This is a genomic window from Ruegeria sp. CDSA241, assembly GCF_059611265.1.
Genome location: NZ_JBXWPF010000005.1, coordinates 22,747 through 37,697, shown reverse-complemented (window position 1 = coordinate 37,697; position 14,951 = coordinate 22,747). Strand labels below are relative to the sequence as shown.

The 14,951-nt window shown below is 58.0% G+C and carries 14 protein-coding genes; 2 read left to right on the top strand and 12 right to left on the bottom strand.

Annotated elements, in window-relative coordinates; genetic code table 11:
- The first annotated feature begins 12 nt into the window (after nucleotides 1–12).
- Together AC2FJV_RS05940 and AC2FJV_RS05935 are read left to right on the top strand one after the other, a co-directional pair.
- Nucleotides 13–726, top strand: coding sequence for an ABC transporter ATP-binding protein (locus AC2FJV_RS05940; protein WP_142635014.1), 714 nt, complete (start codon nucleotides 13–15; stop codon nucleotides 724–726).
- Nucleotides 727–729: 3 nt separating this feature from the next.
- On the top strand, nucleotides 730–1,617 hold the full coding sequence (locus tag AC2FJV_RS05935; protein WP_496690891.1) for a branched-chain amino acid ABC transporter permease: 888 nt from the start codon (nucleotides 730–732) through the stop codon (nucleotides 1,615–1,617).
- Nucleotides 1,618–2,141: 524 nt separating this feature from the next.
- Here AC2FJV_RS05935 and AC2FJV_RS05930 read toward each other — a convergent pair.
- From AC2FJV_RS05930 to AC2FJV_RS05875, 12 genes are all read right to left on the bottom strand, one after another.
- A complete protein-coding gene (locus AC2FJV_RS05930) occupies nucleotides 2,142–3,827 on the bottom strand; it encodes a chloride channel protein (protein ID WP_281972772.1) in 1,686 nt (561 codons plus the stop codon).
- 81 nt (nucleotides 3,828–3,908) lie between these two features.
- Nucleotides 3,909–5,558, bottom strand: a complete 1,650-nt coding sequence (gene recN, locus AC2FJV_RS05925) for a DNA repair protein RecN (RefSeq protein ID WP_496713012.1) — start codon at nucleotides 5,556–5,558, stop codon at nucleotides 3,909–3,911.
- Nucleotides 5,559–5,593: 35 nt separating this feature from the next.
- Nucleotides 5,594–6,436: an outer membrane protein assembly factor BamD gene (locus tag AC2FJV_RS05920; RefSeq protein ID WP_142635022.1), complete on the bottom strand. Its 843-nt coding sequence runs from the start codon at nucleotides 6,434–6,436 to the stop codon at nucleotides 5,594–5,596.
- 126 nt (nucleotides 6,437–6,562) lie between these two features.
- Nucleotides 6,563–7,483 carry a UDP-3-O-acyl-N-acetylglucosamine deacetylase gene (gene lpxC / locus AC2FJV_RS05915; protein WP_281994907.1) on the bottom strand — a complete coding sequence of 307 codons (921 nt, stop codon included), beginning with the start codon at nucleotides 7,481–7,483 and terminating at the stop codon, nucleotides 6,563–6,565.
- Between the two features lie 212 nt (nucleotides 7,484–7,695).
- Nucleotides 7,696–9,303 carry a cell division protein FtsZ gene (gene ftsZ / locus AC2FJV_RS05910; protein WP_281994908.1) on the bottom strand — a complete coding sequence of 536 codons (1,608 nt, stop codon included), beginning with the start codon at nucleotides 9,301–9,303 and terminating at the stop codon, nucleotides 7,696–7,698.
- Nucleotides 9,304–9,651: 348 nt separating this feature from the next.
- Nucleotides 9,652–10,065, bottom strand: coding sequence for a hypothetical protein (locus AC2FJV_RS05905; RefSeq protein ID WP_496713009.1), 414 nt, complete (start codon nucleotides 10,063–10,065; stop codon nucleotides 9,652–9,654).
- Nucleotides 10,052–11,386 (bottom strand): cell division protein FtsA, encoded by a 1,335-nt coding sequence (gene ftsA, locus AC2FJV_RS05900; protein WP_281972769.1) that lies wholly within the window; start codon nucleotides 11,384–11,386, stop codon nucleotides 10,052–10,054. The genes AC2FJV_RS05905 and ftsA overlap by 14 nt, the downstream gene beginning before the upstream one ends.
- An 8-nt stretch (nucleotides 11,387–11,394) precedes the next feature.
- Complete coding sequence (locus tag AC2FJV_RS05895) at nucleotides 11,395–12,390, bottom strand: cell division protein FtsQ/DivIB (RefSeq protein WP_142635027.1); 996 nt, start codon at nucleotides 12,388–12,390, stop codon at nucleotides 11,395–11,397.
- Nucleotides 12,378–13,298: a D-alanine--D-alanine ligase gene (locus AC2FJV_RS05890; protein WP_281972767.1), complete on the bottom strand. Its 921-nt coding sequence runs from the start codon at nucleotides 13,296–13,298 to the stop codon at nucleotides 12,378–12,380. Before AC2FJV_RS05890 ends, AC2FJV_RS05895 begins: the two co-directional genes overlap by 13 nt.
- Before the next feature lie 104 nt (nucleotides 13,299–13,402).
- Nucleotides 13,403–14,329: a UDP-N-acetylmuramate dehydrogenase gene (murB, locus tag AC2FJV_RS05885; protein ID WP_142635030.1), complete on the bottom strand. Its 927-nt coding sequence runs from the start codon at nucleotides 14,327–14,329 to the stop codon at nucleotides 13,403–13,405.
- A 45-nt stretch (nucleotides 14,330–14,374) separates the two neighbouring features.
- Nucleotides 14,375–14,629 (bottom strand): DUF2484 family protein, encoded by a 255-nt coding sequence (locus tag AC2FJV_RS05880; protein ID WP_142635031.1) that lies wholly within the window; start codon nucleotides 14,627–14,629, stop codon nucleotides 14,375–14,377.
- Complete coding sequence (locus tag AC2FJV_RS05875) at nucleotides 14,626–14,910, bottom strand: DUF2484 family protein (protein WP_496689714.1); 285 nt, start codon at nucleotides 14,908–14,910, stop codon at nucleotides 14,626–14,628. The genes AC2FJV_RS05880 and AC2FJV_RS05875 overlap by 4 nt, the downstream gene beginning before the upstream one ends.
- Nucleotides 14,911–14,951 lie beyond the last annotated feature (41 nt).

The window sequence follows — 14,951 nt, the reverse complement described above, 5'->3', positions numbered from 1 at the left end:
GGTCTGAACCCAATGGAAACAGCACTCGATATCCAAGGCTTGCACGTCCGCTATGGCCCAATCCGCGCGGTTCAGGGCATTGACCTGATCGTCCCCAAAGGCGGCATAACGGCGCTTTTAGGGGCCAATGGCGCAGGCAAGACAACGACGGTCATGGCCATCGCAGGTGCTTTGCCCGTGGTATCGGGCGCTGTTTCCCTTTTTGGCAAGGATATGACAGGGGCCAAACCCGACGCCATTGTGCGGGCGGGTGTGGCCATCTCACCGGAAGGACGCCGCGTGTTTGCGCAGCTGACGGTCGAAGAAAATCTTTTGCTGGCCGGATCAATTCTGGGCGACGAGAAGCTCAGCGCCAAACGTTTGGCCGAGATGAAAGAGCGTTTCCCGATCCTGGGCGAACGCCGCCGTCAGATGGCGGGGCTTTTGTCGGGGGGCGAACAACAGATGCTGGCGGTGGGACGTGCCTTGATGAGCGGACCGCGCTTGCTGTTGCTGGACGAACCGTCGCTTGGTCTTGCGCCGCAGGTCGTGGATCAGATTTTCGACATCGTAGAAGAATTGAAAGCCGACGGTATTTCAGTGCTTCTGGTCGAGCAAAACGCGGCTCTTGCCCTGGACATTGCCGATCATGCCGTGGTGCTGGCGAATGGCGCTGTTGCCGCTGCCGGTGCACCATCGGAACTAGCAAATGACGCGGTCTTGCAATCCGCATATCTGGCGGCTTGAGCGATGGATGTTCTTCTTCAACAAATGATCAACGCGCTTAGCCTTGGGGGAATTTATGCGATGCTGGCCCTGGGGCTGGCGATTGTGTTCTCTATTGTGCGATTGATCAATTTCGCGCATGGCGAAATCATGACTTTCGGGGGCTATGGCATCTTTCTGGCCATGAGCTTTGGCCTGCCGCCGATCGCCGCTCTTGTTGTCGGGCTTGGCGCTTCTGTGTTCATGGCCATGGCAATGGAGCGTACAGCGTTTCGCGCCATGCGCGGCGCGGATGTCGTTGCACTTTTGATCACATCTTTCGCGGTATCCGAGATCCTCAAAGTTCTGTTCCAGAACGGAATTTCCGCCAGACCCGTCCCGATCTCTTTTCCAGCGTCATGGTCTGGCACGTATCATATCGGCCAGACGACATTTGGCATTATCCCGACCGTATCAATCATCGTAACATTTTCAGCCCTTGCAGGCCTGACATTCGTGTTGCGGCGCACAACGATTGGCATGGCCATGCGCGCCGCTGCCGAAGATATCGAGATGCTCAAACTGCTGGGTATCAAGGCCAACCGGGTCGTTGCTGTGGCTTTTGCCCTGTCAGGGCTACTTGCGGGTATTGCCGCTGTCATCTGGACGGCACAACGCGGGTCAGTGGATCCACTGATGGGATTTTTCCCCGTTCTCAAGGCCTTCATTGCGACCGTACTTGGGGGTTTGGGCAGCTTGGGCGGCGCTGTCCTTGGTGGGTTCATCGTCGGCGGGCTGGAGGTTCTGCTACAGGCTTTCCTGCCAGACAGTCTGGCCCCATACCGGGATGCAATGGTTCTGGCCTCAGTCATCTTGCTGCTGCTGTTGCGCCCGGATGGCCTCCTTCCAGCTGCGAATGCCAACAGATCGTAAGGTGCGGTGTTGGCGCAAAGTTCATCACTAGCTCGGATTGTTGCCCTCAGAGCGCGATGACAGACAAAGAGTGTGCAAACCGGATTCTGCGGAAATTGAATCTAACTTCCAAAATCAGACATTGACGCAGCCGGCGCTGAATTGGGCTGCGCCGCTCTGCCGTTCTTTGACCAAATACCGACAAAAGTCCGCAATAGATCAGAATTTCTCGATGTTACCGCCAATATTGCATGACCCGCTGGCTCGAAAAGATTCTGGGAAGCTGTCGGCGGCTCAAAGTTGCGCGTCGTTCCACAAATTCCAGAGCGTCAGTGAGGTAAAGTTAGTCCTTCACCAGCGCTCCAAGGCCTAATGTTTTTCAGCTAGAAAGCTCAGTTCTGCACAGCTTGTCAGATCGAACACATGAGCCTCTGGATTTCGACTGGCCACGCCCGGCAAGTGCAGATCCAAAGATCGTATCGCTTCAATGCCTCGCCTGTATCAAGGAACAAGATGGACAAAGACCAATGTTACAGGGGCCTCTGTTATGAATGTTCTTCCGCAGCCGTGGCTGCCAACGCGCGGTTATAGGCCTTTAGCGCATCAATATGGTAGAGCGTACCGACTGGCGTCTCAGCTCCGTCATCACCGCTCACCACCACCGGTATGCAGAGGATTTCGTCTCGGTCGAAGAACGGCATCGCCGCCTCAAGCGTAGCGCTTGCTTGAACAAAAAGACCCTGATCAATCAAAACCTGTGCTTCTTCCCGGGTGATTGAACGTGCATCGCCAAGCGGTCGCATCACTGCGCCTGCGCGCAACATCGCCAGAAGATAGGCCTGTGGCCCCGCGGCCAGATGCACATTGCGCCGTTCCAGTTGGGTCAGGAAGAAGGATCGATCCACGAGGCGCGAAGCCAGCGCCGTGGACATTGAAACCGACACCATCACCGCCAGACCGATCTGCCAATCTCCGGTCAGTTCAAAGACAATCATCGTGGTCGAAATCGGGGCACCAAGCACGGCAGCGGCCACCGCGCCCATCCCGGCAAATGCGTAGAGGGTATGGGTACCCGATACATCGGGCAGCAAACCCGTTGCAATCAACCCGAATGCCAACCCGGTTAACGCACCTATCATCAGAGAGGGTGAAAACACACCGCCACCCATACGTCCCCCCATCGTGATCGCAACAGCCACAGTTTTGATGATTGCGAACAGAATGGCAGTTGTCAGAACCAGATCTCCGGCCAGAGCCCGGATCGTGGTTTCGTATCCAACGCCAATGATGTGAGGGAACCAGATCGCGATAAGGCCCAGCATGGCGCCCGACACAGCGGGGCGCAGCCATCCGGGCAAGGAAAGCCGGCTTTGAATGTGATTGCCAATATCTTCTGCAAAGAAGATCGACCGCATCAGAAGCAAGGCCACCAACCCGCAGATCAACCCAAGGATCAGAAACGCGGGCAGCTCGACATAGAATTGCAGGGATCCGGGCGTATCCAGCGTGAATTCGGTCACGTCGCCGTATTCCAGCCGGTTAATCACCGTCCCGGCGACCGAAGCGATAACGATGGGCGCAAAAGCATGCACCGCGAAATGGCGCAGCACCACCTCAAGCGCGAACAAAGCACCGGCAATGGGTGAGTTGAAACTGGCCGAAACTGCCGCCGCCACCGCACATCCCAGCAAATCACGCCCGGTAATTCCGTCGGCATGGATACGATTACTGACCCAGGTCGAGATCACGCCTGCCATATGCACAACCGGCCCTTCTCGACCCGTAGATCCACCTGTGCTCAGCGTAATCAGCGAGGAGAAAAAAGACGCGATACCCGCCTTGCCTTCGACCCGACCATCGGTGAGGGCAGCGCCTTCGATTACATCGGCAACTGAACGCACGCGCCCGTCATCGGTATACCGGTGCAGGATGATGCCAACGATAAGACCGCCGATGATCGGTGTGATCAGGATCAGGAACCACGGCAGCTTTTCCACATGGCTGTGCAGTAACGAGATATCCCCGGTGTCGTAGACATAGGCCTGCAATGCCTGAATTGCCTTACGAAATCCCAATGCCATAAAGCCTGCGGCAATCCCAATCGCCAGCGCGATGAACCAGAACTGAATTTGGCTGGGCCCGCGCCTGCGCATCACCCGCCACGCGTCCTTCATCGCGGCCAGAGCCTGATTGAGCTGGTTGCGCAGAACGGTGCGGGTTGACTGGGTCATTTGCCCTCGGGGGATCAGGATACACCCCTTACTAAGCCACGGAGGGCACGGATAAAAGCCGGATCGCGCGTCTGTGAGGGCCTATGCGTCCAGAAGAGCACGGGCAGCGGCACGCGCTTCGTCCGTGATCGTGTCACCGGCGACCATCCTGGCAATTTCGTCCACCCGGTCGGCTTGGGCCAATGGAACCACGGTCGACAGGGTTTGCCCGTCGGTCACATGTTTCTGAACACGCCAGTGATAGGCGGCACGGGCGGCGACCTGCGGCGAATGCGTCACAACCAACACCTGCCCCCCCTGCGCGAGCGCAGCCAGACGCCTGCCAACAGCATCCGCGGTCGCGCCGCCAACACCCCTGTCGATCTCATCAAAGATCATCGTGCGCGCGCTGTCATCGCCGGTCAGACAGACCTTGAGCGCCAGCAAGAAGCGGCTCAGTTCACCGCCCGAGGCGATTTTGTTTAACGGTCCAGACGGTGCACCGGGGTTGGTGGCAACGGTGAACGCCACAGCATCCGCACCTTCGGGGCCGGGATCGGACGGGGTGATCTCGGTCTGGAACACAGCGCGTTCCATTTTCAGCGGTGCAAGCTCGGCCATCACAGCGGTGTCAAGTTCACCCGCTGCCCGTTGGCGCAGGCTGCTGAGTGCCTCCGCAGCCTTGTGATAAACTGCCTGCGCAGTCTCAACCGCAACGCGCCTGTCGGCCAGATCAGCGTCACCAGCATCCAAACGGTTCAGCCGCTCACGCAAAGTCTCCGCGAACCCGCCCAAGTCGTCCGGGGCAACGTCATGCTTTCGGGCCAACGCACGAATGGCGAAAAGCCGTTCCTCGACTGCCTCCAGTTCAGCCGGATTGAAGTCCAGCACCTGAAGACTGGCATTAACGCCATCTTGCGCCTCGCCCAATTCGACCAGTGCACGCCCCAGTGCGGCAACAGGCTCTTCCAACTGCCCGCCCGCATTATCGGACACGCCTTCCAACCAGCGCAGAGCATCAGACATCGCGCCCTCGGCCCCATCACTGCCAAGCAAGTCATAGGCACGGGCGACGTCATCGCGAATCCGCTCTGCCCCCTGCATCATGCGGCGCCTTGCATCCAGTTCGGCATCCTCGCCGGGCTGCGGATCAAGCTTATCAAGCTCAGTGACCGCATGGCGCAGAAATTCTTCCTCTGCCCGCATGGCAGCCAAGGCAGATTCGACCTCAGACAAAAGCTTGCGCGCACGCGACATCTCGGACCATGCAGAGCGCACAGTGGCCAGTTGCCCCCCTGCCCCGGCAAAATCATCCAGCATCGCGCGGTGGCCACGTGGGTTCAGCAGGCCGCGATCATCGTGCTGGCCATGCAGTTCCACCAGGGTTTCCGACAAGGCCCGCAGCACCTCGCCCGAGCAACGCCGGTCATTGACCCACGCGGTTTTCCGGCCCTCGGCTGTGTTCACGCGGCGCAAGATCAGCTCTTCACCTCCGGGCAATCCGGCTTCGGCCAAAATCGCATGTGCGGGGTGGTTTTCGTGCAGCTCGAACTCGGCCACAACTTCACCCTGAGCGGCCCCCTGACGCACCAGCTCGGCCCGCCCGCGCCAGCCCAGAACGAACCCAAGCGAATCCAGTAGGATCGACTTGCCCGCGCCGGTCTCGCCGGTCAACGCGTTCAATCCCGGCTGGAACGTCAGTTCCAACCGGTCGATGATCAGCATATCGCGGATATCAAGGGCGCGCAGCATCGGGTCTCAGCGTCCCACGCCTTTAGCCATGGCGATTACAACCACTGACCTTTGACGGTCTGGCGATAAATCGTGCTGAGCCAGTTGTTGCCGCGGCTTTTGAGTTTCAGCCCGCGAGAGGTCAGCAGCTTATAGCCAGCGTCATACCATTCTGAGGATTGGTAGTTGTAACCCAGAATTGCACCGGCCGATTGCGCCTCATCCACCAGACCCAACGAGAGATAGGCCTCGATCAGGCGATAGAGCGCTTCAGCGGTATGCGAAGTTGTCTGAAAATCCTCTACCACAACGCGGAACCGGTTGATCGCGGCAGTATAGTGATCCTGACGCAGATAATAACGTCCGATCTCCATTTCTTTGCCAGCCAGATGGTCAAAGGCCAGATCGAATTTCAACACGGCGGAGGTGGCATATTCGCTGTCCGGATAGACTTCGATCACCGTGCGCAATGACTGAAGCGCCTGGAACGTCAGGCCCTGATCGCGGCCCACCTCGTCAATCTGGTCATAATAGCTGAGTGCCAACAGATATTGGGCATAGGCCGCATCTTCGTCAGTTGGATAGAAATCTATATAGCGCTGTGCTGCTGCACGGCTTTCTTCGTAATTCTCATCTGCATGGTATGAAAACGCCTGCATGATCAGCGCGCGCTTTGCCCAGTCAGAGTAAGGGTAAAGACGTTCAACCTCGGAGAAGTACCACGCTGCATCGTCGGAACGATTCTCCGACAGCTCAAATTCCCCACGCGTGAAAATCTGTTCGGGGGTGAACCCTTCTAGGTTCTGATTGCGGTCAGCGCCCCCGCTGTTGCACGCTGTCAAAACTGCTGTCAGAAGTACCGCCCCTGCGAATCTGACCGCCGCTTTGGTGCCTATCATTCCGCCAATCCTTGTCGTCTTGCTTAATGGGAATACCCCGGTTTGGGCCTTGGTCTAGCACATAAAATTCCAGTGCAAAACGCCTTAGTAGGCCCTTTGGCGGATTTGTCAGCAGAGTGGAACCAATCAGGCGACTTCGGGGATTTCGTCCCAGACCAGACCCTGTCCGGGCAGACGCGCGGCCTGTTCGGGGGTACACAGGATCGGACGCACAGCACCGGGCGTTTCAAACAGCTTGCGCAGCAGCGTGTTTGTCATCGCATGACCAGACTTGTCGCCGGTGAAATGACCCAGAATCGGTCCACCCGCCAAATACAAGTCACCCAGAGCATCTAGCATCTTGTGACGCACCGCCTCGTCTGCGTGGCGAAGGCCACCCGGGGTCAGAACTTCGTCGCCCTGAACGACCACAGCATTTTCAAGCGTGCCGCCAAGAGCCAAGCCGTTCTCGCGCATCGCTTCGACGTCGGTACGACGGCAGAATGTCCGGCAATCACTAAGCTCGCGTGCAAAAGAGCCATTGCACATATCCAGCGTCTTAGTCTGACGACCAATGGCGCTGTCTTCAAAATCGATATGAAAATCGATAATCAACCCGTCCGCAGGCGCAATCGAAGCACTGGCACCCTCACGGGTTGCGGTCACAGGTTTAAGAACCTCATAGGCCAGGACCGGGCTTGCCTGACGACGCACGCCTTTCAACATGATGCCACGAACGAATTCAATCGAAGACCCGTCCATGATCGGCACCTCGGGGCCATCAATCTCGATCAGCGCATTGTGGACACCGCATCCAGCCAAGGCTGCCATGATATGCTCGACGGTGGAAACCGTAACGCGCGCTTCATTGACCAGTCGGGTACAAAGCGGAGTACGATCGACCACATCGTAGATTGCAGGGATCAACGCATTGCCCAGCTCGATATCCGTCCGTTTGAACCAGATGCCGTGGCCAGCAGCAGCCGGCTTCAGGATCATCGTCGCAGGCTTACCGCTGTGCAGCCCGAGGCCTGTAAACGTGATCGGAGATTTGAGCGTATGTTGCAAGTGTGACCTCGGTGAGTGGCGTCCGACCTGTGATGGCCGTGTTGGCATTCAACTAAGGAAGCAGGTCAAAAGGCTCAACTCACTCTTTGCAACCGAATGAAACATGAATGTGACAGGTCGGCAAAACCCTGCTCACATAGGGATAATGCACTGTTTTAAAATAAGAAAGGGCCGCCAAATGGCAGCCCCTCTTTAGTATATTGTTACCGCGATCAGTTGGCTTGACGGCGAAGGAAGGCCGGTATTTCGATCCGATCCTGCTCCGGGTCGTCCTCGACATGTGCAGGTGCCGTAGCGTCAGATTGGCGCAATACCGGCTGCTGGCGGGCCGGTTGCTGCGCCGGAGTATCGGCTGCGTGGCCGGTCATGCGATCAATCAGGCGGTTAAAACCAAATCGCGGGCGGTCGGCATCCCCATGAGTATCGGAGACCTCCTGTGGCCGAGGCGCAGGATGACCTCTTTCAGCCGGAGGTACATTCTGGACGGCTGCCTGCAAGCGCCTCAGAGCTTCGGGTGATGGCGATCCTGCGGGTGCTTGCGGCTGAGGTGCGACAAAGCTTTCTGGGGCGTATTCGACCGGCTCGGGAGTCGGCTCGAATTCGGCCACGCGCGGCTGATAAGCCGGGGGTGGCAGGCCGTCATCATCCTGTTCTGCGCGCGGTTGGAACTGCGGTTCCATCGGCTCTTCAGTTGCCTCAAACAGCGAAGGTTCACGCGTTGGTTCGGGCTGAGGTTCAGGTTCGGCGCTTGCCGCCACTGACATTTCTTCCAGGGCCGCTTCCTCTGCAGAAACCGAACGGGTCAGCGGTGCCGACATCGAACGACGCGCGACAGGCACATCATCCTGCTTTTCGCTGGCGTCGATACCTGTTGCCACAACCGAAACGCGCATGCCGCCTTCCATTGCGGTGTCCAGCGTGGAGCCGACGATGATATTCGCCTCAGGATCCACTTCCTCACGGATACGGTTTGCGGCTTCGTCCAGTTCGAACAGGGTCAGGTCGTGGCTGCCGGTGATGTTGATCAGAACGCCCTTGGCGCCCTTGAGGCTGATTTCATCCAACAGCGGGTTCGCGATGGCCTTCTCGGCGGCCTGTACGGCGCGATCTTCGCCGGTGGCTTCGCCCGTGCCCATCATCGCCTTGCCCATCTCGTCCATAACGGCGCGAACATCCGCGAAGTCGAGGTTGATCAGGCCCGGACGCACCATCAGGTCGGTCACGCCTTTGACACCCTGATACAGAACGTCATCCGCCATCGAAAACGCCTCGGTAAACGTGGTCTTTTCGTTGGCCAGACGGAACAGGTTCTGGTTTGGAATGATGATCAGCGTGTCGACTACGCGCTGCAAGGCTTCAACACCGTCTTCGGCCTGACGCATCCGCTTGGCGCCTTCGAACTGGAAAGGCTTGGTCACAACACCGACGGTCAAAACACCCAATTCACGCGCTGCCTGCGCGATGATCGGTGCGGCACCCGTGCCGGTGCCACCGCCCATACCGGCCGTGATGAAGCACATATGCGCGCCTGCCAGATGGTCTACAATCTGCTCGATGCTTTCTTCGGCCGCTGCCGCACCCACTGTCGGACGCGCGCCCGCACCCAGACCTTCGGTGACTTTCACGCCCAGTTGAACTCGTGACGAAGACTGGCTTTGCTGCAGCGCCTGGGCATCGGTGTTGGCAACGACAAAATCGACACCGTCCAACTGTTTTTCAATCATGTTGTTGACGGCGTTACCGCCCGCTCCGCCAACGCCAAAAACTGTAATCCGAGGCTTCAGCTCGTCGTGCCCGGGCATCGAAAGATTCAATGTCATGCTTCTGTCCGCCTGTTTATATAACCCGCCAACGCGGTGTTTTTCTTACCTATCCACTAACAATCCTACCGATCCAAACGGCAAACGTCACGCCAAAAATCGCGAAAATCCACAAAATATGGAGGAAATAAGGCACCTGGAAACAGTATTTGGCAAAGATTGCCAGATGTTGCGGAATTATCTCAAAGCACCACAAAACATGCGACGCTCGCGCCACTGTTGACGGGCGCGTCACTTGCAATTCATTCACATTCTGTCTGCGGAAAACTGCTCAAGCCCTCTCGCAAGGCCTCTGACGGGCCCTGAGGATATCTTGTGGGATTTTGACAGCCCCTGCAAGATATTTCTTTAGCTAATTGGGGCACTTGGGCAGTTAAGATCCTTCTCAGAAATGTCCCTGACCTCTTGAATTTCTGCCCTAGAGAAACCGACCATTCGCACCATCAACTGGTCTTCATACAAAAACGGCCACCAGCAAACTGGCAGACCATCCTCGTCATCGTCGTACAGAAAGCAAATCTGCCCATTAGGAGTTGTAATTTTCCCGTACACACAACCCTTGCCCTCCATACGCCAGACCGAGAGAGTCGGGCTCAGGAACTCTTCGGTGCCGACCAGCATACCGCTGTCATAGACGTGAAACTTTACGGTCTTTCCTTGAACGGCCCCCAGGAAGGCTTCGGGTGTGATACGGGTCTGAGCCTCTATCGCTGACGGCACAGCCATGACCAGCGCCGCGATCGCGGCCTTACCAGTTGTCACGGAACCACCGCACAGCGCGCTTGAACGGGCGTGCGGAATAGGTGTCTACGGGGATTTCAAAATCCCACCATTCATCCTGTGGGTTGGCTGCAAACAGGCTTAGCCCCACAACCGAAGAGAACCCCGGCCCCGTGGCCGATTGCGGCAACCCATGGACCCGAAGCGGGCGACCAAGGCGAACACGTTGCCCCAGAATACGAGAGGCCAACCCGTCGAGCCCCATAATCTGACTGCCGCCACCGGTCAGCACGATCTGCTGGCTGGGCATATGCTCAAACCCGGCAGCATCCAGCCGGACACGCACTTCTTCCAGAATTTCTTCGACACGCGGGCGCATGATGCCGATCAGCTCGGCCCGGCTGACCGTACGACGGTCATGTTCCCAATCACCGGTATCCCCTCCGATGTCGATCAGGTCACGATCATCCGCGCCGGTCGCGTGAACGCCGCCATTGAATGTCTTGATCCGTTCGGCAACAGACGCCGGAACGCCCAGCCCCATCGAGATGTCACTGGTCACATGATCCCCACCCATGCGCACGCAATCGGCATAGATCATGTGTTTCTTCATGAATATTGACACGCTCGTGGTGCCACCGCCCATGTCGATACAGGCGGCACCCAGTTCCTGTTCATCCTCAACCAGCGCCGAAATACCCGAGACATAGGCCGAATTCGCGATACCGGCCAATTCGAGATCGCAACGCTTGATACAGCGCACGATATTCTGGATTGCAACCGCGTCCACGGTCAGCATGTGCATATCGACGGCCAGCGATTGCCCCATCTGACCCCTTGGGTCGATCAAGCCCGATCGGTTATCCAGCGCAAAATTCACCGGCTGAGCATGTAGGACTTCGCGGCCCGCACCATAGTCGGGCACGTCACAGGCATTGAGAACCCGGCCGACTTCGGCCTCGGTTACCAGCTGACCTTCCAGATCCACCTGGGCATCCAAACCATAGGACCGCGGGTTTGCCCCCGAGAAACAGGCGATCACATGGTCGACACGGATATCTGCCATTTTCTGCGCGGCCTGAAGCGCGGTTCGAATGGCGCGCTCGGTCTCCTGCATCGCAGTGACTTCGCCAAATTGCACACCACGGGACCGCGTGGTCGCGGCACCGATCACCCGAAACCCGGATTGTCCGGCCAGAGACCCGATGCCACTGTCCTCGTGCAAACGCCCGGCGCCGTCGAACCGCAGCACAAGGCAGGAAATCTTAGAGCTCCCGACATCTAGAATAGCGACAACGCCGCGTTGCATCGCCTGCCTGCGCATTTGCCGCATGGCCCGTTGGGACTGATAAAGATCGGTCATCATTGTCGTTACTGCCCGCTACTCACATCTACTTTTGTATTCCACCAGTCTTCGCTGGCGGCTTTGGTCATTCGGATTGTCGGTCGCTGACCCAGGCGCATATCCACCACGGCCACATCGCGTTCCAGAAGATCCTGAACCTCGTTCACGGCCAACACGCGTTCCAATGCGCGCACTGGCCGTTCCGTCGGCAACATGATGCGCTGACCGCGATCCAGAACTAGATCCCAGCGACGTTCGCCAATTCGCACCAGACCGCGCACCCGATTGCCCAGACTGCTGGCTGTGGCCGTCAGTTGCAGCGCTTCGGGTACATAGGAATCCGCGCCCTCACCCGCGATCAGTGGCAGATTGGAGTGATCCTGCCGCGATGCGATGATTTCAACATGCGCGCCGGTTTCATCCAGCAATTCGACCCCTCGGCGGGTACGCCAGACAATGGCGGGCTGCCGTTCGACAACATCCACCTGCAGGATACCCCCTGGACGGATGCGCACAGAGGCTGATTTAACCGGATCCAATCCTGTGATCGTTTCGCGCATCTGTTCGACATCAAGGTCCCAGGAACTGATTGGGAAGTCCAGCGGCACCACTTCACGAATGTCTTCCGAAAGGTTGGTTCCCGCCCCATCAATCGCCATCAGGTTGACCATGAATTCTGGTCGCTGCTGGATCGAGATTTTCACATCATGGACATGAGCCACAATCGCTTCGCGCCGGTCCTGAGAGCTGAAATACCCGCCAAGCGCAGCACACACAGCGAAGACCGGCAGCCCGTATTTCAGGCCACGGCGAACACCAGGCGTCAACATCCAGCGCTGTAACCGATAGCTTAGGCGAGACGGCGCCGGATCAAACGCCGATGACTTACGCCCCCAAAGCCGCCGCAGGCGGAACTTGGGTTCTACATTGTTGCGGTCCCCCGAAGCGAAATCGGCATCCGGACCAGCAAGTGGCTTTGACCGGTGGATAACCGGCGCACGGGTGGCTGTCAGCGGTCGCATGATGCGTCCTCCACCATCCATGCGCAAAACTGGCCAAAGGTTATCCCGCAATGCGCGCCCTGTTCCGGAGCCAGTGACGTCGGCGTCATTCCTGGCTGGGTGTTGGTTTCCAGAAGGAACAAGCCCTCTGCGCCCTTGCTGTCATCCCACCGAAAATCTGTGCGGCTGACGCCTTTGCACCCCAACAGATCATGCGCCTGTTTGGCAAAGCCCATACACAGGTCAAAAATGTCCTGCGGGATTTCAGCAGGCAGCACATGCCACGACCCGCCCGGCTTGTACTTGGCATCGTAATCGTACCAGCCATCCGTCATGATTTCTGTCACGGTCAAAGCGCGGTCGCCCATGACTGTGACGGTCAACTCGCGGCCAGCCACATATTGTTCGACCATTACCAGTTCGGGCATGTCGTCTGCCAGTTTCGGTGGAGTGTTGGCGCCCTCATGCACCAGATAAATGCCGACGCTGGAACCCTCGTTGTTGGGCTTGACCACATAGGGCGGTTCCATCGTGTGACGCGCGGCAACTTCGGATTTGGCCTCGATCACACTTTCGGCGACTGGCAGACCCGCGATACGGAACGCCGCTTTGCTGCGCTGCTTGTCCATGGCCAACGCCGATGCCAGCACACCGGAATGAGTATAGGGAATACGCAACCACTCCAGCAGACCCTGCACGCAGCCATCCTCGCCCCAGCGACCATGCAGAGCGTTGAAGACCACATCCGGCTTGATATCCAAAAGGCGCACATAGAGGTCCGGACCCGCGTCCAGTTCGACCACTTCAAAGCCTTCTCCCCTTAGGGCGGCCGCGCATTCGCGCCCAGAGCTGAGAGACACCTCACGTTCCGCCGAGGGTCCACCCATCAATACCGCCACTTTGGGGTTTGTCCTGCTCGAACTACCCACGTCGTGCGCCTCAAATTCTGCGGACCTTATGTGGTGGTCCGTCCTGCTTTATGCCTTTGATCCGTCGCCCTATTTTGCCTGTTTTGGGTCTGACGGTCGGAGCTTTAATCTGTCAGCGGATCACCGACCCGCATGATTTCCCACTCTAGCGTGATGCCGCTTGTTTCGTAAACCTTTTTTCGCACATCTTCGCCCAACCCTTCGAGGTCGGCAGCGGTGGCAGAGCCGGTGTTGATCAGAAAATTGGAATGCTTGGGGCTCATCTGCGCCCCGCCCCGCATCACGCCCCGCATTCCCGCGTCGTCGATCACCTTCCAGGCCTTGAGGTCATGCACATCATCCGCGCGACCGGTTGAGGAAAATCCCGCCGGATTGCGAAAGGTCGAGCCCGCGCTGCGATCTTTGGTCGGCTGGGTCTCATCCCGCTTTTTCAACTGCGAGTCCATGCGGGCATGCAGTTCATCAGGATCATCTAGGGGGCCTTCGAACGTGGCCGAGATCAGCACCGCACCCTCAGGCAGATCCGACTGACGATAGCGAAAATTCAGTTCTTCGGGCGTCAGATCGACGACCTGCCCTTGCCGCGTAATGATCGTCGCCTTGCACAGAACATCCGCCGTATAGCTGCCATAACATCCCGCATTCATCCGCACAGCGCCGCCAATCGACCCCGGAATGGTTCGCAAAAACGTCAGGTCCACGCCCGCATCAGCTGCCTTGCGCGCCACATGCGCATCCAGCGCTGCCGCGCCTGCGGTGACAATGTTGCCCTCAATCGAGATGCCATTAAATCCCCGGCCCAACCGGATCACTACGGCGCGCAGCCCACCGTCCCGGACGATCAGGTTTGAGCCGACGCCCATCGGGAAAACCGTGATATCGTCAGGCAAGTCGCGCAGAAACTGCTGCAGGTCTTCCTGGTCGGCGGGTTGAAAGAGGTAATCCGCCGGTCCTCCGACCCGCAACCAGGTCAGATCATTCAGCGGGCGGTTCTGGGTGAGCTTGCCGCGTGGCGAGGGAACAGAAGTCATGGCCGCTAATTCGCGGATTCGAACCGCCAAAGCAAGCTGTATCCGCTATTGCGCGGCACCCAGGATCCGACGCAACCACCGGCCCAGATAAATCACGGGCCAACGCAGTACCGAGATCCCAGCAACCAGAACAATCAACCCGATCCACGGACCGTTCTGCAGCGTGACATAGCCAACGATAGGAATACCCGCAGCAATCAAGAAATAGGCGCGGGTCCAGTGATTATCCTTGCTGGGGATCATCGCCAGGACATTCGCAACAACTCCCCACAGGGCGGCAAGGGCAATGGACCAATTCATTCGTCGTCCCCTCGGCCTGTCCAACGTTGCCAATAGTGGCGAATTGGGTTTCGGAACATGGATGCAAAAGCCGCAAAGCCCAGGACCGAAAAGAACCAGCCGAAATCGTAACCCAGCCAGACAATCAGCGCCGGCGCAACGATAACCAACACAATCCCCGGTGGAAATTGCAGGCGCATCGGTAGCATGGCCACGATAGTCGATGCTATGACCCACAACCCTGCAAATAATACCGAATACGCCAAATCTTGCCTCCGAGACCGCTTTTTCTGCGGTTGCACGATCACTCTTTAGGGTTGCACCACAAAAGAGTCCATTACGT